Annotated in this window: 18 protein-coding genes; 11 read left to right on the top strand and 7 right to left on the bottom strand. The window is 58.0% G+C overall.

Annotated elements, in window-relative coordinates; all coding sequences use genetic code 11:
- Positions 1 to 101 precede the first annotated feature (101 nt).
- Both topA and rnr read left to right on the top strand, forming a co-directional pair.
- On the top strand, positions 102 to 2,672 hold the full coding sequence (gene topA, locus ACFO5Q_RS18435) for a type I DNA topoisomerase (protein ID WP_068144483.1): 2,571 nt from the start codon (positions 102 to 104) through the stop codon (positions 2,670 to 2,672).
- A gap of 125 nt (positions 2,673 to 2,797) precedes the next feature.
- On the top strand, positions 2,798 to 5,125 hold the full coding sequence (rnr, locus tag ACFO5Q_RS18430; RefSeq protein WP_231727118.1) for a ribonuclease R: 2,328 nt from the start codon (positions 2,798 to 2,800) through the stop codon (positions 5,123 to 5,125).
- Between the two features lie 4 nt (positions 5,126 to 5,129).
- Here the strand turns inward: rnr and ACFO5Q_RS18425 are convergent, their stop codons facing one another.
- Positions 5,130 to 6,308: an MBL fold metallo-hydrolase gene (locus tag ACFO5Q_RS18425; protein WP_068144485.1), complete on the bottom strand. Its 1,179-nt coding sequence runs from the start codon at positions 6,306 to 6,308 to the stop codon at positions 5,130 to 5,132.
- 198 nt (positions 6,309 to 6,506) lie between these two features.
- Positions 6,507 to 7,271 (bottom strand): Hpt domain-containing protein, encoded by a 765-nt coding sequence (locus ACFO5Q_RS18420; protein ID WP_068144489.1) that lies wholly within the window; start codon positions 7,269 to 7,271, stop codon positions 6,507 to 6,509.
- 212 nt (positions 7,272 to 7,483) lie between these two features.
- Between ACFO5Q_RS18420 and rpmG the strand changes: the two genes are divergently transcribed.
- Positions 7,484 to 7,651, top strand: a complete 168-nt coding sequence (gene rpmG / locus ACFO5Q_RS18415) for a 50S ribosomal protein L33 (protein ID WP_068144491.1) — start codon at positions 7,484 to 7,486, stop codon at positions 7,649 to 7,651.
- 158 nt (positions 7,652 to 7,809) lie between these two features.
- Here the strand turns inward: rpmG and ACFO5Q_RS18410 are convergent, their stop codons facing one another.
- Both ACFO5Q_RS18410 and ACFO5Q_RS18405 read right to left on the bottom strand, forming a co-directional pair.
- On the bottom strand, positions 7,810 to 9,192 hold the full coding sequence (locus ACFO5Q_RS18410) for a PleD family two-component system response regulator (RefSeq protein ID WP_068144494.1): 1,383 nt from the start codon (positions 9,190 to 9,192) through the stop codon (positions 7,810 to 7,812).
- Between the two features lie 6 nt (positions 9,193 to 9,198).
- Positions 9,199 to 9,564, bottom strand: a complete 366-nt coding sequence (locus tag ACFO5Q_RS18405) for a response regulator (RefSeq protein ID WP_020401241.1) — start codon at positions 9,562 to 9,564, stop codon at positions 9,199 to 9,201.
- A gap of 219 nt (positions 9,565 to 9,783) precedes the next feature.
- Between ACFO5Q_RS18405 and ACFO5Q_RS18400 the strand changes: the two genes are divergently transcribed.
- The 7 genes from ACFO5Q_RS18400 (at position 9,784) to ACFO5Q_RS18370 (ending at position 15,434) form a co-directional block, all read left to right on the top strand.
- Positions 9,784 to 10,059, top strand: a complete 276-nt coding sequence (locus tag ACFO5Q_RS18400; protein ID WP_068144497.1) for a DUF3572 domain-containing protein — start codon at positions 9,784 to 9,786, stop codon at positions 10,057 to 10,059.
- 4 nt (positions 10,060 to 10,063) lie between these two features.
- Positions 10,064 to 10,714, top strand: coding sequence for a hypothetical protein (locus ACFO5Q_RS18395; protein ID WP_068144500.1), 651 nt, complete (start codon positions 10,064 to 10,066; stop codon positions 10,712 to 10,714).
- Positions 10,711 to 12,030, top strand: coding sequence for a DNA polymerase IV (locus tag ACFO5Q_RS18390; RefSeq protein WP_068144503.1), 1,320 nt, complete (start codon positions 10,711 to 10,713; stop codon positions 12,028 to 12,030). The genes ACFO5Q_RS18395 and ACFO5Q_RS18390 overlap by 4 nt, the downstream gene beginning before the upstream one ends.
- Positions 12,031 to 12,122: 92 nt before the next feature.
- The gene (locus ACFO5Q_RS18385; RefSeq protein WP_068144506.1) at positions 12,123 to 12,827 is read left to right on the top strand and encodes a GGDEF domain-containing protein; all 705 of its coding nucleotides are present in this window, start codon (positions 12,123 to 12,125) and stop codon (positions 12,825 to 12,827) included.
- 231 nt (positions 12,828 to 13,058) lie between these two features.
- Positions 13,059 to 13,523 (top strand): RidA family protein, encoded by a 465-nt coding sequence (locus ACFO5Q_RS18380; protein ID WP_068144508.1) that lies wholly within the window; start codon positions 13,059 to 13,061, stop codon positions 13,521 to 13,523.
- Position 13,524: 1 nt separating this feature from the next.
- Complete coding sequence (locus ACFO5Q_RS18375) at positions 13,525 to 14,283, top strand: glycerophosphodiester phosphodiesterase family protein (RefSeq protein ID WP_068144510.1); 759 nt, start codon at positions 13,525 to 13,527, stop codon at positions 14,281 to 14,283.
- Between the two features lie 2 nt (positions 14,284 to 14,285).
- Positions 14,286 to 15,434: a GNAT family N-acetyltransferase gene (locus ACFO5Q_RS18370; protein WP_068144513.1), complete on the top strand. Its 1,149-nt coding sequence runs from the start codon at positions 14,286 to 14,288 to the stop codon at positions 15,432 to 15,434.
- Here ACFO5Q_RS18370 and ACFO5Q_RS18365 read toward each other — a convergent pair.
- The 3 genes from ACFO5Q_RS18365 to clpS all read right to left on the bottom strand — a co-directional run bounded on the left by ACFO5Q_RS18365 (position 15,431) and on the right by clpS (position 18,856).
- Complete coding sequence (locus ACFO5Q_RS18365; protein ID WP_068144516.1) at positions 15,431 to 15,970, bottom strand: GNAT family N-acetyltransferase; 540 nt, start codon at positions 15,968 to 15,970, stop codon at positions 15,431 to 15,433. The genes ACFO5Q_RS18370 and ACFO5Q_RS18365 overlap by 4 nt on opposite strands.
- A 121-nt stretch (positions 15,971 to 16,091) precedes the next feature.
- Complete coding sequence (gene clpA, locus ACFO5Q_RS18360; RefSeq protein ID WP_068144519.1) at positions 16,092 to 18,473, bottom strand: ATP-dependent Clp protease ATP-binding subunit ClpA; 2,382 nt, start codon at positions 18,471 to 18,473, stop codon at positions 16,092 to 16,094.
- A 56-nt stretch (positions 18,474 to 18,529) separates the two neighbouring features.
- Entirely contained in the window at positions 18,530 to 18,856 is a 327-nt protein-coding gene (clpS, locus tag ACFO5Q_RS18355) for an ATP-dependent Clp protease adapter ClpS (RefSeq protein WP_068144522.1), read from the bottom strand.
- A 306-nt stretch (positions 18,857 to 19,162) separates the two neighbouring features.
- Here clpS and ACFO5Q_RS18350 point away from each other — a divergent pair, with 306 nt between their 5' ends.
- Complete coding sequence (locus ACFO5Q_RS18350) at positions 19,163 to 19,633, top strand: nuclear transport factor 2 family protein (RefSeq protein WP_068144525.1); 471 nt, start codon at positions 19,163 to 19,165, stop codon at positions 19,631 to 19,633.
- Positions 19,634 to 19,854 lie beyond the last annotated feature (221 nt).

Raw genomic sequence — 19,854 nt, 5'->3', positions numbered from 1 at the left:
TTGAACAAGGCCATTGCAATCAACGCCGCTTCGAACTAGGTGAGAGCAAAGACAAAGCGCTATAGCGCACCATTATTATAATGTAAGGAACGGGCTGACGTATGAACGTCGTTATCGTGGAATCGCCGGCAAAGGCAAAAACCATCAACAAGTATCTTGGTAAGGATTACAAGGTCTTAGCCAGTTTTGGCCACGTCCGTGACCTGCCTGCCAAAGACGGTTCGGTAAAGCCTGACGAAGATTTCGCGATGGACTGGGTGGTCGACCGCGATTCGAACAAGCGCCTGACCGAGATCGCCAACGCCGTAAAAGGCGCTGACAAACTGTATCTCGCGACTGACCCCGACCGCGAAGGGGAAGCCATCAGCTGGCACGTGCTGGAAGTCTTGAACAAGAAGAAGGCGCTGAAGGACGTTGCCGTGAAGCGCGTGGTCTTCAACGAGATCACCAAATCCGCGATCCTGAAGGCCATGGCCGAGCCGCGCGATCTGGATGATGAGCTGGTGCATGCCTACCTCGCCCGCCGCGCGCTGGATTATCTTGTGGGCTTTACCCTGTCGCCAGTGCTGTGGCGCAAGCTGCCGGGCGCCCGGTCTGCTGGCCGCGTGCAGTCTGTGGCACTGCGCCTGATTTGCGAGCGCGAGAACGAGATCGAAAAATTCGTGCCCCAGGAATACTGGAGCGTGGAAGCAGGCGTCAAAGGCGACGCGGGCAAGAGCTTCATGAGCCGCCTGTTCGCCATGAACGGCGACAAGCTGAAGAAATACGACCTGAACAATGAAGTGGACGCAAAAGCCGCCGCCGCGCTGATCGAGCGCACGCCGCTGAAAGTATCAGCAGTGGAGCGCAAGCCAGCTCGCCGCCACCCACAACCGCCCTTCACCACCTCAACCCTGCAGCAGGAAGCCGCGCGGAAGCTTGGTTTCCCGGCCCAGCGCACCATGCGTGTGGCGCAGAGCCTTTATGAAGGCAAGCCGATTGATGGTGAGGTGACAGGCCTGATCACCTACATGCGTACAGACGGCGTGACAATCGCGCAGGAAGCCCTGAACGCCACCCGCGGCGTGATTGAAAGCCGCTACGGCGACAAATATCTGCCGGACAGCCCGCGCGTCTACAAGACCAAGGCCAAGAACGCCCAGGAAGCGCACGAGGCGATCCGCCCTACCGACCCAATGCGCACACCAAACGAGGTGTCGCACGCGCTGGACGCGGACGAGAAGAAGCTTTACGAGCTGATCTGGCGCCGGACCATCGCAAGCCAGATGGAAAGCGCGGTTGCGGAACGCACCACGGTAACCATCATGAACGCCGACCAATCGGCCGAGCTGCGCGCCACCGGCACTATCATCCAGTTTGACGGCTTCCTGTCCGTTTACCAGGAAGGCAAGGACGACGAAGGCGACGAGGACGAAACCCGCCTGCCAATGATCAAGGAAGGCGAAGTGCTGACCCTTGAAGGCGTTGAGCCCAAACAGCATTTCACCGACGCACCGCCACGCTTCACGGAAGCAAGCCTGGTGAAGCGCATGGAAGAGCTGGGCATCGGTCGCCCGTCCACATACGCATCGATCCTGTCGGTGCTGCGCGACCGCAGCTATGTGCATATGGAGCGCAACCGCTTCATCCCGGACGACAAGGGCCGCCTGGTCACCGCCTTCCTGGAGAAATTCTTCACCCGCTATGTGGAATATGATTTCACAGCGAACCTTGAAGAGCAGCTTGACCATATCTCTGCCGGGGAAGAGGACTGGAAGAAGGTTCTCGCCGATTTCTGGCATGCCTTCAAGCCCAAGACGGAAGAGATCATCGGTGTCCGCAACTCTGTTGTGATTGATGCGCTGGATGAATTCCTGGAGCATATGATGTTCCCGGATGCGTCCACGAACCCGGATGCGCGCAAGTGCCCGAAATGTGAAGACGGCCGCCTGGGCCTGAAAACCAGCCGCTATGGCGCCTTTATTGGCTGTTCCAACTATCCGGAATGCGGCTACACCCGCCAGTTCGGCAACAAGGGCGATGACGGCGAAGGCAATTCCGACGAACCTACCACGCTGGGCGACGACCCAGAGACCGGTGAACCGATTTCCATCCGCACCGGGCGGTTCGGCCCCTATATCCAGGTGGGTGAAGCCGTGAAGGGCGAAAAGCCCAAGCGCGCCAGCATCCCGAAGGATGTGGACCAAGGCGATATCGATCTTGAAAAGGCGCTCGCGCTTCTCTCCCTCCCGCGTGAGATTGGTGCGCACCCTGAGGACGGCAAGCCTATCACCAGCGCCATCGGCCGCTATGGCCCCTATGTGGCCCATGACGGCACCTATGCCAAGCTGCAGTCTTCTGAAGAAGTCTTCACCGTAGGCCTCAATCGCGCGGTTTCCCTGGTTGCTGACGCCAAAGCCAAGAAAGGCGGCGGCAAGACGGTACTGAAGGAACTGGGCGAGCACCCTGATGACGGCGATGCAGTTCGCGTTCTTGATGGCCGCTATGGCCCTTACGTCAATCACAAGCGCACCAACGCCACGCTGCCGAAAGGCACAGAGCCCGAGAGCGTGACGCTTGAACAGGCGCTTGAATGGCTTGCCGCCAAGGCCAAGAAACCGGCAAAGAAGAAAGCAGCTGCCAAGAAGGCCCCGGCCAAGAAAAAGGCTGCGCCGAAGAAGAAGGCCTCCTAACCTGTTCCTGTCATTCCGGCGAAGGCCGGAATCTTTTAGACGCAAAAGCTTTGCCTGACAAAGATTCCGGATCGCGCTACGCTTGTCCGGAATGACAACGACATTTCCCCGAAAGGACACCGCCCTTGGCGCGTAAACCAGAGCCCGGCCAGATACCAACCAAAGACGAAATCATGGAGTTCATCCGCGATTTCGAGGGCGGCAAAGTCACCAAACGCGATATCGCCCGCGCCTTCGGCGTCAAAGGGCCGGACAAGGTGCATCTGAAAAAGGCGCTTCGGGAACTGTCGGAAGACGGCATCCTGACGAAAGACACTGGGCATGCGCTCAGACCCGCAGACCGGCTGCCCGGTGTTCAGGTAGTGGAGTTCGCAGGGCTGAACAAGCACGGAGAAGTGCTTGTAAAACCGGTAAATTTCGAAGGCGGCGGCGAGATGCCGACCATTTTCCTGAAGGAAAAGAAGCGCGGTCGCGGTAAAGGTGGCCCTGCCCTTGGCCCTGGCGACCGGGCCCTGGTTCGCCTGACGCACATCAAGGATGAGCCGCCAGTTTACAAAGCCAGCATACTCAAGGTGCTGAAGCCTGCGCCGCGCGCGCTTATGGGCATTTTCCACGGTAATGAGAACGGTGGCCGCATCCACCCGATCGACAAGAAGAACCGGGACGAATATTGGGTGGACCGCGATGACACGGGCGGCGCCAAGGACGGCGAGCTTGTACTGGCGGACCCGGTTCAATCGCGCCGCGGTTCTGGCCCCAAGCGCGCCCGCGTGAAAGAACGCCTGGACGATATCTCGAGCGCCAAGGCGATCAGCATGATCGCCATCCACGCGCACGATATCCCATATGAATTCCCGGAAGATGTGATCAAGGAAGCCGAAGCCGCCCAGCCCGTGGGGCTTGGCAAGCGCGCGGACCTGCGCGACATTCCGCTGATCACCATCGACCCGGCCGACGCCCGCGACCATGACGACGCCATCTGGGCAGAGGCAGACCCCGACGTAGAGAACAAAGGCGGCTGGCACGCCATCGTGGCCATCGCAGACGTTGCCCACTATGTGAAGCCGGAAAGCAAGCTGGACCGCGAGGCCTTGAAGCGCGGCAACAGCTGCTATTTCCCGGACCGCGTGGTACCCATGCTGCCGGAAGCGCTGTCGGCGGACCTTTGCAGCCTGATGCCGGGCGTGGAGCGCGCCTGCATGGCAGTTCACATGTGGTTTGACGCACAGGGGCGTAAGATAAGGCACAAGTTCGTGCGCGGCCTGATGAAGAGCGCTGCGAACGTAAGCTACACAGATGCCCAGGCCGCTATCGATGGCACCCCGAATGAGCTGACAGAACCACTGCTGGAGCCTGTCCTGAAGCCGCTGTGGGGCACTTTCAAGGCCATCATGGAGGCGCGCAGTAAGCGCGAACCGCTGGACCTGGACCTGCCGGAGCGCCGGGTGGAAATCAACGACGAAGGCCATGTAACCGGCATTACGCTGAGGGACCGTTTTGACGCCCACCGTGTGGTCGAGGAATTCATGATCTCCGCCAACGTGTGCGCGGCAGAAGAAATGGAAAAGCACCACCTGCCCACCATGTACCGCGTGCATGAAGAGCCGCCGATGGACAAGCTTGAAAGCCTGCGCGACTTCCTGGCCACCATGGACCTGAACCTGGCCAAGGGCACGGTGATGATGCCGCGGCTTTTCAACGGTATCCTGCACAAGGTGAAAGACACCCCGCAGGAGCATCTGGTAAATGAGGTGGTCCTGCGGTCCCAGACACAGGCCTACTATGGCCCGGACAACATGGGACACTTCGGCCTTGCCCTGCCCCGCTATGCCCACTTCACATCGCCGATCCGCCGCTATGCCGACCTGATCGTGCATCGCGGGCTTATCCGCGCGCTGAAGCTCGGCAAAGACGGCATGACGGACCTTGAAGTTGAGGAACTGGGCGCCATCGGTGAACAGATTTCAAATACCGAACGCCGGGCCATGGCCGCCGAACGCGACAGCACAGACCGCTATCTGGCGAACTATCTGTCTGACCATGTTGGCGAAGAATTCGTTGGCCGAATCACCGGCGTGACACGCTTTGGCCTGTTCGTCAGCCTGGAGCCATCAGGCGGTGACGGCCTGATCCCGATATCCGAGATCGGCGCCGACTTTTACACGCTGGACGAAGCCCATCACCGGCTGGTGGGCGAACGGCACGGTGAGGTGTTCAAGCTGGGTGACCGGGTTGAGGTAAAGCTTGAGGAAGCCAACAAATTCACCGGCGGGCTGCGGCTTTCGCTGGTGGGTGAAGGCAACCTGCCTGATTTTGTTGAGAAAGGCGGCAACCGCGCAGCCAAGCTTAGCCGCCGTCACGACCGGCCAAAAGGCGCCAAGGGCGGCAAGCCCCGGCGGCGCAGCGGCGCCAGCAAACCGGGAAAACCCGGCACCAGCCGCCGCAAGCGCTAACTTCCTACTCCTGCCTCAACCAGCGGCCCGCCGGTATCCGGCGGGTCAAATGGCTTTCGCCCAGCTCCGGGCGTGCAGCGATGACCGTGCCCTGACCGTCCCGCTCAAACACAAGCTTCTCTCCCTCCTGCGCACCGGCAAAGATGAAGTCCGTTTCAGACACAGGCTTCAGCCTTTCCTTGAACCGGCCAAGGGATTGGGCGAACAGCATGCCGCCGTCTGCATAAACCTCAAACGACAAGCCCTCCGGGCCATGATAGGTGCCAGTGAAGGCTTGCCTGTCAGCGTCTGACATTGGGTGCTCGGGGATAAATTCCGTCGTCAGCGTGGGCAAAATGTCATAGCCATGCAGGCCCTCAAAGCGGTCATAGCTCGTCGGGAAATTTTCGCGGACAATCCGGTTCAATGCCTCATCTGCGATCATCTCAGCCACAGGCACACCGGTGCGATAGAGCTCGCCGATACGGTCCACGAACGCTTGCCTGATCTTCTTTTCATGCAAGAGACTGTCCCGGCCATATGCCACTTGCCCACCGAAGCTGCCGGGCACGATGATGGTGTCATCATCACTTTCCGCCAGCACACGATCCAAGCCATCAAAATATCCCTTCAGGCCATTTGGCCCCATGACGCCGAACCAGTCAGGCCGGAAGCTGTCTGCCACGAAAGTCACATTAGCCTTTTCAAGGCGGATGTTCACATGCGGGAAAGAATGGCCGCCGCTTCTGTATGCCGTGATCGTGTCGCCGCCAAAGCGCAAGGTGATGCTGTCCTTGAAAAGGATATCATGGAAAACAGGCTCATAATCCCGGTTTCGCGGGGCATAAAGCACATCTTCCTGCGCGATGACCATCGCGCCCCTCTCGGCAAAATACTCATTGCCCAGGACGTTATAGAAATCCCAGTTGCTGTTGATGACATATTTCACCGGCTTGTCAGAAAGCGTTTTCAGCGTGGCCTCAAGGGCCTCGGAGTCGTTCGCCATCATCGAATTGATCAACAGCAGGCCGTCATCACCCACGACAACCCCCATATTGTTGCCGCTAACGTCATCCCACATGCGGGTCAGCACAAAGACATTGTCGCGAATTTGATGAACCGCGAACGGGCTGTCGCCTTCGGCTGACGCCCCTCTTCCAAACACAAACAGAGATATCACCAGTAACACACGCAGAAAAACCATAAGCCCCCCAAAGAAAAACTGCCATGTGGTCAAGGCATCTATTGGAAAACCCACCTAAGCGCCTGAAACACAATGGAAATACATACGCGCAAACGCGCACCAGACAGGACATGCCCGATGGCGGTGCTGCCGTCCAATAACAGATTAATGCTATAAGATAACAAAACCGTTATCTGGATCAGATGGCAGATTTACGGATTAGAGAATACCCAGCTTCATGAACACATCCGCCACGTCATCGGCAAAGTTCGCGCCCTTCCGAAGCACAGGCACATCGGCCGGCAGGTCGGTGTATTTTTCTTTCTGGCTGGTGGCAATGAGCGCCACCGGAATATCGCGCGTGCTTGGCATGGCCTTCAAGGCACACGCCAGATCAATGCCGGAAAGCTCCGGCATTACGCGGGAAACGATCACGGCATCAGGCCGCATGGATGGGATCAGCTGGATGGCATCCATGGTGGAGGCCACATTGATCATGCGGTAACCGCATTCCAGAAGCTCGCGGGTAACGATCTTGGTCGCGGTTCCCGGCTCCATCACCAGCATCACTTCGATATCCGTGACAGAGACATCCTTCACATCAAAGCCGCCTTTGTTCGGCAGCTTGCGCATCATCTGCGAAACGTCGATTTCCCGGTTTTGGATAAAGGCCTCAAGGCATTCGGCCATGCGGTCGGCGTAAAAAAGGATATCCTTGCACGACTCAGGCGTCAGCGCCTTCATGTTGAAGAAATAGTCTTCAAACCGGTGGCACATGACTTTCAGCGACTTCATCTCAAAGCTTTGAGCGACAGACTTCAGCGAATGCGCCTCAAGCCGGATGGCCGCCAGTGCATCACCGCCTTGAATGATACCCGCCTGGAAATCCTGAACCGCCTCCGTGAGGTTTCTCAGACGGTCTTCGACGGTGTCGATGGCTTCGGTACGGAGTTCTTCAAGAAGATCATTATTTACGGTGGACATAAACTGGCCTCTGTCTCTTTTGCTTGTCACCCTTTTGGCACAGAAAAGGTTACCCGAGCGTTAGCATTTTCAATAAGTTTTGCAAGGCGCGTCAAAAATAATGTAAATTCCTCCAAACAGCGCTTGACTTATAGCCCCGTGTGAGTATTTTGCGCCCTCAACGTGGTCGTACTCAAAGCGGCCTGGAACAATGTTTTCTTGGAGTTAAAAAGATGGCAAAGCCGTCCAGCATCAAGATCAAGCTGCTTAGCACTGCGGACACTGGCTACTTTTACGTAACCAAAAAGAATCCGCGGACACTGACCGAGAAAATGGTCCTGCGCAAGTATGACCCGGTTGTTCGCAAGCACGTAGAATTCAAGGAAGCTAAGATCAAGTAATCTTGGTTTTCGAATTGATCTTAAAAGCGCCGCGCCCCACCATAGGCCGCGGCGTTTTTTATTGTCTGCGCTTCTTGTCCTCGCCTGCCCAACAAAAAAGGCCGGAGCATAGCCCCGGCGCACTGTGTCTTCCTGTGTCTTCCGTTACTGCATTCGGATCAGGACCGGTTGGCCTCTGCGATGATCACCTGGTTGCGGCCGTTTTCCTTGGCCTCATAGAGCGCCTTGTCGGCGGCTTCCAAAAGCGCGGCCGGGGTTTGCCCTTCGGTGCTGGTAGCCACACCAATTGAAACACTGATCGTCAGCGGGCCGTCTGCGGCGCCCACATCAAACGGGTTGTCAAAGACTTCCTGGCGCAAGCGGTCCCCGATCATGAAAGCCCAGTCGGTCGGCGTCTCGGGCATCATCACCACGAATTCCTCACCGCCGTAGCGCGCGGCCAAATCCACGCCGCGGATATTCTTGCCGATCCGGTTGGCGAATTCCTTCAGCACCAGATCGCCCACAGCGTGCCCGTAGGTATCGTTCACCTTCTTGAAGTGGTCGATATCCATCATCAGCACAGATAGCGCCTTATCGGACTTCTGCGCCGCCTGCAGGCGGGTCTCTAAGTGGCTGGTCAGATAGTGACGGTTATAAAGGCCGGTCACCGCGTCTGTCGTCGCCAACTGCATCGACAGGTGGAAGTTTTCCCAAAGCTTGTCGGCATAACGCTTGCGCTTCAGCTGTGTCTTGACGCGCGCCAGGAACTCCATCCGGTCAACCGGGCGGACCACATAGTCGTTCACGCCCATCTCTAGGGCACGCACCAGCAGTTTCGTGTTGCCGTCATCCACCATCACCAGAATCGGCACATGGCGCGTTTCCTCGAAACTGCGCAGTTTGGAGCAAACCCGAAGGCCGTCCGTGTTGCGCATGGTCAGCGAAACGATAATCAGGTCGAAATTCTTTTCGCGCGCCCGCTCGGCCGCGTCTTCGCCGCCAGCCATGAACGTCAGCTCGCCCACGCCTTCAAGCGCACGGGCGATACGCTCCATCACCCGTTCCTGCTCATCCACGATCAGGATGGAGCCATCTGTAGGCACGTCCATTTCAAGCGTGGGCTCTTCTTCGTTTTCCCAGCCAAGGCTGGCACCCGTGGCTTCACGGTTCCGAAGTTCGTCCATCATCACCTTGAGGCGCACCAGCGAGCGGACACGGGCAAACAGCGCCAAATCCTGCACGGGTTTGGTCAGGAAATCATCAGCCCCGGCTTCAAGCCCAGCCACCCGGTCAGAGGGCTGGTCAAGCGCGGTCACCATAACCACGGGAATATGGGCGGTTGCGGGGTCTGCCTTGATCCGGCGGCAAACCTCAAAACCGTCCATGCCCGGCATCATCACGTCCAGAAGGATAATATCAGGATGCTCGCGACTGATCACATCCAGAGCCTCCGGGCCGCTGAATGCTGTCAGTACGTCAAAATATTCGCTTGTAAGCTTGGCTTCGAGAAGCTTGACGTTCGGCGGAACGTCGTCAACCACCAGCACCCGCGCTGTCATCGCACTCTATCCTACGAACTGTTTTACGGTTTCGAGGAAGTGTCCCACCGAAATAGGCTTTGCGATATAGGCCTCGCAGCCGCCTTCTCTGATCTTTTCCTCGTCGCCTTTCATGGCAAATGCGGTAACGGCGACCACCGGAATTTTCCGCAGGTCTTCGTCTTCCTTCAGCCATTTGGTCACTTCAAGACCGGAGACTTCCGGCAACTGGATGTCCATCAGAATCAAGTCGGGGTTATGTTCACGCGCCAGATCAAGCGCGGCCATACCGTCACGTGTCTGGATCGTCTCATAATCGTGAGCTTCCAAAAGATCGCAAAACAACTTCATGTTCAGTTCGTTGTCTTCGACTATCAGGATCTTTTTACCCATACGGTTCCCCTGGCCCCTCCACAAGGCGCTTTGGTTCATTACCCAACCTTTTCGATAATAGTCGTGCTTTCGACAAAAAGACAAGCCCGTCAAGGGATTAAAATAAATTTTTCCTTGAAAAGCGCATGCCTGTGCCAAAAAAGTCATTCCACTGGCGGGTGGAATTTGGGACAATGGCATCAGGCTAAACAAAAACATACCGCTAGCGAGGCATTTTCCATGACCCCCGACATCGCCCAGACCGTTGCGCTCCAGAGCGCGGCCTTCATCTTTCAGGAAGATGAAATCCGCGACCGCTTCATGGCGCTCTCGGGTGTGGATGTGGACGATATCCGCGCCCGTATCCAAGACCCGGCTTTCCTGGCGTCCGTCCTTGAGTTCCTGGTGAATTTCGAGCCGGACCTGATGGCCTGTGCGGAAACGCTGGGGGAAAAGCCCGAAACGCTGGTAACCGCATGGCGCGCGCTGGGCGGCGGCGAAGGCCAGGACTGGTAGCGCCATGACAAGTGTTTCAGACCTCATTGCCACCATCGACCCCGGGCGCCCTCTTTTGCTGCTGGACGCAGACGAAGTGCTGCTCAGGTTCGTCGAGCGGCTGGAACAGTATCTGGCCACCCAAGGGGCGGAACTGAGGCTTTCAAGCTTCCAGCTAAGCGGCAATATCTTTCACAGAGGCAGCGAGACTCCGGTCCCGCCTGAACATGTGCGCGACCATATCGCCGGCTTTTTCGATGCCTGTGTCGACGATGTACCGCTGGTGGACGGCGCGCGGGATGCGCTCGACGGCCTGCGCGAGGTCTACCAGATTGCGATTCTCTCTAACGTGCCCAGCCGCTGCCGCGACCGCCGCGAAGCCAGCCTGAAGGCCCAAGGCCTGGATTATCCGGTGATCGCCAACAAGGGCGAAAAGGGACCGGGGGCAAGAACTCTCGCGGATGCTGTATCCGCCCATACCGTGTTCATCGATGACCTGCCGCCCCAGCACACGTCTGTGGCAGCCCACGCGCCGGAAATTCACAGGGTGCATTTCATCGGCGACCCGCGCCTCGCGAAACTTATCGGCAAGGCACCAGACGCCCATGTCCGCTTCAATGACTGGCCAACCCTTGGCGATCACCTGCATGCGCTGGCCCAGGGGCAGCGACCATGACCCAGACAGCCGCGACACAGGCGGGTTCATCCCGCCCTAGCCTGTGTCGGGTATGCCTGCATGAATATGACGGTGGCAAAATATGCCCCAAGTGCGACAGACCAAGGACAATTTCGCATCCGGAACTTTTTAGCCTGACCATCGCACACATTGATTGCGACGCCTTTTATGCCTCTATTGAGAAGCGCGACAACCCGGAACTGGCGTCAAAACCTGTGATGATCGGCGGCGAGCACAGGGGCGTGGTTTCCACCTGTTGCTATATCGCGCGCATGAGCGGGGTCAGGTCCGCCATGCCGATGTATAAGGCGCGGAAGCTATGCCCGGACGCCGTGATCCTGAAGCCGCGCATGAGCCACTATCAGGCAGTCGGCCGTCAGGTGCGGGACATGATGCGTGACCTGACCCCGCTTGTGGAACCGCTGTCGATCGACGAAGCCTTTCTCGACCTCACAGGCACAGAGCGGCTGCACAAGGCCTCTCCCGCCAAGCTCCTCGCCAAATTCGCGCTGGATGTGGAACGAGAGGTGGGGATCACTGTCTCTGTCGGGCTGGCCGCCAACAAGTTCCTGGCTAAACTGGCGTCTGACATGGACAAGCCGCGGGGCTTCACTGTGATTGGTGAAAGCGACAAGCAAGCCGTGCTTGCCTCGCTGCCGATCACGCGCATCTATGGCATCGGCGCAAAATCAGCAAGAACCTTGGAAAAAGATGGGCTGACCCAGATCAGCCAGTTGCAGGAGATGGAAGAAAGTACCCTCATGCGCCGGTACGGCGAGACCGGACAACGGCTCTACCGCCTGTCCCGCGGCATTGATAATCGCCGGGTCAGCCCCGTGTCTGAAACCAAGAGCGTTTCAAGCGAACGCACGCTCGATAAAGACCTGGCGGACTATGACGCGCTTGAAGAAAAGCTCTGGCCTCTATGCGAAGCCGTGTCTGCAGACCTGAAGCGCAAGGACCTGGCGGGCATCACCATCACGCTCAAGCTCAAGACAAGCATGCACCGCATCATCACCCGCTCGCGCACTATCTCCGGCGCCACGCAACTGGCGGGCACAATCTTCGAGATCGGCCAGCAACTCCTGAAGCCGCTCGCGGATGGCACGCCCTACCGCCTGATCGGCATCGGCGTCAGCCATTTCAGGCCGCTCGCTGAGGCCGACCAGCCGGACCTGATTGAGCCCGCGCGCACCAAACGCCAGACGGCTGAAAAGGCCATGGACGCCCTACGCGGCAAATTTGGCACGGCAGCCATCATGAAGGGACGCTCCAAGGTCCCGGCAAAAGATGCCCCCTCCCCAAGAAAGAAATAATAAATTCATATATTTCAGAACCTTATCACAGCCCCTTCAGTGGCACAGGTCTTGCTAGTCTTTTCCCGAGCAACCAATGTTTGGAGAGACGCATGATCGAGCAGTCCAAAAACAAGCTGAACGACAAGGCCGAGATCAACCCCTATGTCAGCAACCTCGCGAGCAAGCTGATGCAGACCGCGGCTAATGCTGAAATGAAATTCGACAGCGCAGGCTGGCAGTTGATTACAGAAGTGTTGAGCTTCGCAGCCGCCGCCGAGCAACGCATGTCGGAGCAACAGGAACGGATTTCCTTCCTTGAGCAGCTATCCGTCACTGACGAACTGACCGGCATTCCGAACCGGCGCGGCCTCAGAACTGCCCTTGGCCAGACGCTGGCATCCGCCGGCCGCCACGGCGAAGAAGGCGTGCTGGGCTTTATCGACCTGGACGGTTTCAAGCATATCAATGACGTTCACGGCCACATGGCTGGCGACGCCGTGCTTCGCTTCGTTGCCAAGGCCCTGAAGCAGCATGTTCGGCCGTCAGACACCGTGGCGCGCATCGCGGGTGACGAATTTGCTGTCATTCTGAAGCGCTGCTCTGCCGCGCAGGGGATGAAGCGCCTTCAGACACTGCAAAAGGAAATCAACGCCGGCAAGGTACGCTACGGCGGTGCCACCATTCCGGTGCGGTGCTCCATCGGTGTTCAGGCGTTTGACGGCACCACCGACCCTGCCGTGCTGATCGAAGCGGCGGACCAGGCCATGTACCACGACAAACAGACGCGCAAGGGCGCGCATCTGAAGTCGGCGTAGGGTATCAGGAAGACTGTCACAGCGCGATTGCAGGTCGTCACTCGCCGTTTGCGAAGCTGGCGGTACGCCACCTGATCGGCGAGTCCATCACAGCAAACGCAGACGGAGAAGTGGATTCGCCGGTCAGGCCGGCGAATGACGCTTTTGGGGCCTTCAAGGCCCTTTTTTTATGCCCAACCGTTTGCTATAAGGGCTTAACTTCCTTAGGTTTTCTAGAGTTTGGACACCCCAATGAGCATTGAAGCACGCCTGAAAGACCTCGGCATCGACCTGCCAACTCCCGTTGCCCCCGTGGCCAACTATGTCCCCTTTGTCAGAAGCGGTAACCTGGTCAGCATTTCCGGCCAAATCCCCATGCAGGACGGCAAGCTTGCCTTTGAAGGCAAGGTCGGGAACGGGGTTTCCGAGGACGACGCCAAGGCCGCAGCCCGCCTGTGCGCCATCAACCTGATCGCCCAGATGAAAGCAGCCTGCGACGGCGACCTGGACCGCGTGGACCGCGTAGTAAAGCTTGGCGGCTTTGTGAACTGTGTCGATGGCTTCGGCGGCCAGCCGCAGATCATCAATGCGGCAAGCGACCTGATGGTTGACGTATTTGGCGACGCAGGACGCCACAGCCGGTCTGCAGTAGGCGTGAACGCCCTGCCCCTGAATGTGCCGGTGGAAATCGACGCGCTCGTTGAAATCAAGGACTGATATGGCAAACGGCAAGACAGCAGCCCGCGAATTTCCATGGCTGACAGAAAAAGACGTCGCCCACCGGGGCCTGCATAAGCCAGGCACAGTGGCGGAGGAAAACACCATCGCTGCAGTCTCTGACGCGGTGCATGCGGGCTATGGCGTTGAAATCGACGTACGCGCCACCGCAGACGATATTGTCGTTGTATTTCATGATGATACACTTGAACGCATGACAGACGGCCAAGGGGCCGTTGGCATGTGGGGCTTCCAGCAGCTGAAGAAATTCACTGTGGGTAAAAGCGGCAAGCCGATCCCAAGCCTGCCGGATGTAATGGATGCGATCGACGGCCAAGTGCCACTTTTTATCGAGATCAAATCCCATCCTAAAATGGACATCCAGAAACTGTGTGCCGGCGTTCGCCACTCCTTTGAAGGCTATCAGGGGCCGGTGGCCGTGATGTCATTCGACCCGCGAATCGTACTGTGGTTCAAAACCTATATGCCGAAATACGCCCGCGGCCTGGTCGTTGGCCGTGAAGTGCTGCTGGGTGTCAGAAAGCGTCTCGGGCTTCAGCTGGCTGTCCATAAATGCAAGCCTGACTTCCTGGCCTGCGACATCAACCTGCTGCCCAACACCTATTGCACCAAATGGCGCGAAAAGGGCAAGCCGCTCCTGACCTGGACAGTAAGGGACAAACAGCTCGAGGCCGTTGGCCGCCAGCATGCCGACGCCCTGATCTTTGAAGCCCCTGCCGTGGTGGGCGAGGACTTTTAGGCATGCCGGACGGCAGCCAAATCAAGGCGTCCTTCGCAAATTCCATCAGTGATATCGGGCGCGAAGCATGGGATGCCTGCGCCGGGCACAGCAACCCTTTCATAGGATTCGATTTCCTTCAGGCGCTTGAGGAAAGCGGCTGCGCCTCGGCGGACACTGGCTGGCAACCGTTCCATGCCCGGATCGACCTTGATGGTATGGATCGCCCGTTGGCCGTGATGCCGCTTTATATGAAAAGCCATTCCTATGGCGAATATGTGTTCGACCATGCTTGGGCCCAGGCCTATGAACGGGCGGGCGGCCAATATTACCCGAAGCTGCAATCTTCCGTGCCCTTTGTGCCTGCCACCGGTCCGCGCCTGCTGTCCCGCGCGGATGATATGGGGCGCATATCCCTTCTTGAAGCCGCGCAGGGCCTGACGGACCAGCTGGGGCTTTCCTCCCTGCACCTGACGTTCCTGCCCGAAGACGAAGCACAGCTCGCGGGTGCGAACGGCTATCTGATCAGGAACGATCAGCAATTCCACTGGCGCAACCGGGACTTCCGGGATTTTGAAGATTTCCTTGAAGCCCTGTCGTCAAGGAAACGCAAGCAGATCAGGAAAGAACGCCGCACGGTTGCGGATAGCGGTATCCAGATCGAGCTGCTGACAGGCGGCGACATCCAGGAGCATCACTGGGACCATTTCTATCGCTGCTACATCGATACCGGCGCGCGCAAATGGGGCCAGCCCTATCTGAACCGCGAGTTCTTCTCGCTCATTGGCGAGCGCATGGCGGACCGCATCCTGCTGGTGCACTGCAGCCTTGATGGCCGCCCGGTTGCCTCCGCGCTCAATTTCATTGGTGGGAACACGCTTTACGGCCGTCACTGGGGCTGCGTGGAAGACCACGCCTGCCTGCATTTCGAAGCCTGCTACTACCAAGCCATTGAGTTCGCCATCAACCGCGGCCTGACGTTTGTTGAGGCAGGTGCCCAGGGCCCGCACAAGCTGGCGCGCGGCTATGAGCCCGTGAAGACCTACAGCGCGCATTATCTGCGCGACCCCGGCTTTCACCGCGCCGTTGCTCAGTATCTGGCCGAGGAACGCGAGGCGGTCGCAGGCGACATCGCCTATTATGGCGAACACTCGCCGTTCAGGAAGGATTAGCGCATATCCTCCGCTCCAATGCGGTAGAGGACGTGCGGACGGATGGGGTGGCCCTCTTCGATCATCGGGTGGTCGAAATCACCTCCCTGATCCCGCGTCATGCCGATCTTTTCCATCACCCGCATGGACGGGCCGTTTACTTTGGCGGTGAAGGCCACCACTTCAGGCGCCTGCAGTTTGGAAAATGCAAAGGCCAGGCACGCCCGCGCACCTTCAGGGGCCAGCCCCTGCCCCCATGCATTTGCTGCCAGCCGCCAGCCGATCTCGATGCCGTCACCGATGCCGTAATAGTCCGGCACGTCCTGAATGCCGATAAAGCCGATGAACTGGCCACTATCGCGCTTTTCAGTGGCCCAGAAGCAATAGCCGACTTCCGCCTGCGCCTTCATCTGGCGGTCAATCGTGGCGTCGCTTTGTGCGCGGGTTTGCACGCTGGGGAAATAGCGCATCACATCCGCGTCGGCGTTCAAGGCTGCGAAGGGTTCACGGTCTTCCTCTCGCCACGGGCGCAGGATCAGGCGGTCGGTCACAAGCACGGCATTTCCCCAAATAGTGCATGAAAAGGGCGCGGGTTATAGCGCGGGCAGACACAGTGATCAAGAAAAAAGCCAGCAACCGCGGGGCTACTGGCTTTTGTGTATCTGGGCTTGATGGCCGCTATTTCACTGGCACCGGCGGCTTGCCTTCCTTGCGGGTTGCTGGCACGCCGGATTTGGCTTTCTTTTTCTTCGGTGCCTTAGGCTTGGCGGCAGGCGGGGCATGCGGTGTGATCTCGAAGGCGATTTCCTTGTCTTTCACCTTCACAACCACTTCGCCGCCCTTGGCGAGCTTGCCGAACAGCAGTTCGTCCGCCAGCGGCGTCTTGATATGCTCCTGGATCACGCGGGCGAGCGGGCGGGCGCCATAGTGGCGGTCATACCCCTTGTCAGAAAGCCAAGCCTTGGCTTCTTCCGTGAGGCTGATCTCGACATTCCGCTCCGCAAGCTGAAGCTCCAGCTGCAGTACGAATTTCTCAACCACGCGGGATACCACCTCAGGCGGCAGGAAGTCGAACGCGATGGTGGCGTCCAGACGGTTCCTGAATTCGGGGCTGAACATCTTCTTGATCGCGTCGTCGGAGGCTGTCTCGTCCGTTTCGCGGCCGAAACCGATCGCGGATTTCGAAAGCTCTGCCGCGCCCGCGTTCGTGGTCATGATCAGGATCACATTGCGGAAATCGATCTTCTTGCCGTTATGGTCTGTGAGCGTGCCGTTATCCATAACCTGCAGAAGCACGTTAAAGAGGTCCGGGTGCGCTTTTTCGATCTCGTCCAGAAGGAGCACACAGTGCGGGTGCTGGTCAACCGCGTCGGTCAGCAGACCGCCCTGGTCAAAGCCCACATAGCCCGGAGGCGCGCCGATCAGGCGGCTGATCGAATGGCGTTCCATATATTCGGACATATCGAAGCGGTGCAGTTCCACACCCAAAAGGCTGGACAGCTGGCGCGCAACCTCGGTCTTGCCCACGCCGGTGGGGCCAGAGAAGAGATAAGAGCCGATCGGCTTGTTGGGTTCGCGAAGTCCCGCGCGCGACAGCTTGATCGACGCAGACAGGGCCTCGATCGCCTTGTCCTGGCCGAATACCACACGCTTCAGGTCTTTTTGCAGCGTTTCCATCACGCGGCTTTCGTCGCGCGATACGGATTTGGGCGGGATGCGCGCGATCTTGGCGACCACGGCTTCCACATCCTTCACGCCAACGGTTTTCTTGCGCTTTGATGGCGGCAGCAGCATCTGGGCCGCGCCGGTTTCATCGATCACGTCGATGGCCTTATCCGGCAGTTTGCGGTCACTGATATAGCGGTCCGACAGCTCAACAGCCGTCTTGATGGCTTCCGCCGTGAAACGCACCTGGTGGTGGTCCTCGAAATAAGGCTTCAGGCCCTTAAGGATCTTGATCGTGTCCTCAACCGTTGGCTCGTTCACATCGATCTTTTGGAACCGGCGCAGAAGCGCGCGGTCTTTTTCAAAGTGGCTGCGGAATTCCTTATAGGTGGTGGAGCCCATGCAGCGGATCGAGCCGCTTGCCAGCGCAGGCTTCAGAAGGTTCGAGGCATCCATGGCGCCGCCAGATGTGGCCCCTGCCCCGATCACCGTGTGAATTTCGTCAATGAACAGGACCGAGCCTTCAGTGGCCTCAAGTTCCTTCACCACCGCCTTGAGGCGTTCTTCAAAGTCACCGCGGTAGCGCGTGCCGGCCAGAAGCGCGCCCATATCCAGCGCGAAGATGGTGGCGCCTTCAAGCACTTCAGGCACATCATGCTCGACAATGCGGCGCGCAAGGCCTTCCGCGATGGCGGTTTTGCCCACGCCCGGGTCACCCACCAGCAGCGGGTTGTTCTTGGACCGTCGGCACAGGATCTGGACCGCGCGCTCAAGCTCGGCATCGCGGCCGATGAGCGGGTCGATCTTGCCGTCGCGGGCTTTCTGGTTCAGGTCCACGCAGTAAGCCGCAAGGGCTGTATCGGCTTTCTCGGCCTTTGCTGCGGGCTCTGCCTGCACGGTTTCTTCTTCGTCCTCAGCCGCACCACGCACCCGGCGTTCTTCACCGAACTCGGGCACCTTGGCAATGCCGTGGGAAATATAGCTGACAGCATCAAGGCGCGTCATGTCCTGGCTTTGCAGGAAGTAGACAGCGTGGCTTTCCCGCTCGGAGAACAGGGCAACCAGAAGGTTCGCACCGGTCATTTCCTCGCGGCCAGAGCTTTGGACGTGAAGGAGCGCCCGCTGCACCACGCGCTGGAAGCCTGCCGTTGGCGTGGCCTCAAGCCCGTCGGAATCAACTTTCAGGTTTTCCATGTCGTCATCGAGATACTCGATGATCTGGCCCCTAAGCACGTCGATATCCACGTCGCAGGCCTTCAGGACCGCAACAGCTTCAGGATCGTCCAGAAGCGCCAGAAGGAGATGCTCAAGCGTGGCATACTCGTGGCTACGCTCGTTTGCTTCCTTGAGCGCTCTGTGAAGGGTCTCTTCAAGATGTGGGGAAAAACTGGGCACTCTTTTTATCCTTCAGCTGTCGGCACCATTTGATAAAGCAAACGGCGCGGGGGAACTCATTCTTTCTCAAGCGTACATTGTAGCGGGTGGTCATTCTGGCGCGCGAAACTAAGCACTTGATTTACCTTGGTTTCGGCAACCTCATAGGTGAATACGCCACACACGCCCACACCCTTCTGGTGAACATGCAGCATGACCTCGGTTGCTTCCTCGATCGTCATGCGGAAAAAGCGTTGCAGTATGTGCACCACAAATTCCATTGGGGTGTAATCGTCATTCAGAAGCAGGACTTTATACATGGACGGCTTTTTGGTTTTGGCCTCTGTCCGGGTCAATACACCCGTGTCGCCACCGTCATTTCCGTCTTTACGCTTGTCAGGCATCGGTCCTCCGTCAATCCATACCTACATAATGTAGTATATCTGACGCCCACTACAAATACTCCGTCGGTACTTTTTTCGTCACCATTAAGTGATGAACGATTTTGGACCCGGTTGTATTCCCTTCAGCGTGGGGCAAAAGGGTAAAGATGCGGTGAAAAAAAGCGACTTTGTTGTTAAGAAGTTGGCAAAGAATGTGACACCTTCCCCATCTGCCGCGTACCAGGGTCTACCCGTCGCAGAAGTCTTCGTCCAGACCGGCCGGACGCTATTGTGGCTTCAAGACTAATCCGATGGGGACATGACACGATGAAAACCAAAACTTTTGCCTACCTTACGGGTAGCGCCCTCGCCCTTATTGCAGCCTCAACCGCACATGCTGGCGACGAAGCCCAGCACGCGCTTGAGGCGGCAAACCTTGAGAAAGCTATCTATTGCATGGACCTGCTGGAAAACAAGCTGGACGTGGACAAGGCAGCAGACGAATGTTTTGGCGACCCCTATATCCAGCACCACCCGCGGCTCGAGGACGGGCGGGATTCCCTGATCGCGCTGTTTCGCGCGCGGGCCAAGCGGTATCCTGAGTATTCCGCCCGCATCGTGCGTTCAGCCGCCAGCGGTGACCTTGTGTGGCTGCATATGCACGTGAAGCGCTCGCCAGAGGAACGTGGCGGCGCCGTGGTGAACATTTTCCGCATGAAAGACGGCAAGATGGTGGAACACTGGGGCGTGGCCATGCCGGTGCCGGAGACATCCAAAAACGACAACGGCATGTTTTAGTTGCGAAGTTCTATGAGTATGGACTCGAAATCTAAATCTACGTTTTAAGCAATAGCGCTCTGACGACTATTCATATTTTATTTCTCGGTGCGGCCAATAGCGCATTGTGCATTGGTTCAGGCACTTCACTTAGGGGATAACAGCCATTTGCCTTGATAGATTCTAGTAAACTATCGTCAAAGAATGGCGGCCTCAGCCACACTCCGATATCAGGGTAGACC

The sequence above is a fragment of the Kordiimonas lipolytica genome, from assembly GCF_042651265.1.
GTDB classification, from domain to species: domain Bacteria; phylum Pseudomonadota; class Alphaproteobacteria; order Sphingomonadales; family Kordiimonadaceae; genus Kordiimonas; species Kordiimonas lipolytica.
The sequence above is the reverse complement of the archived record's forward strand: the minus strand, read 5'-3'. Positions and strand labels throughout refer to the sequence as shown.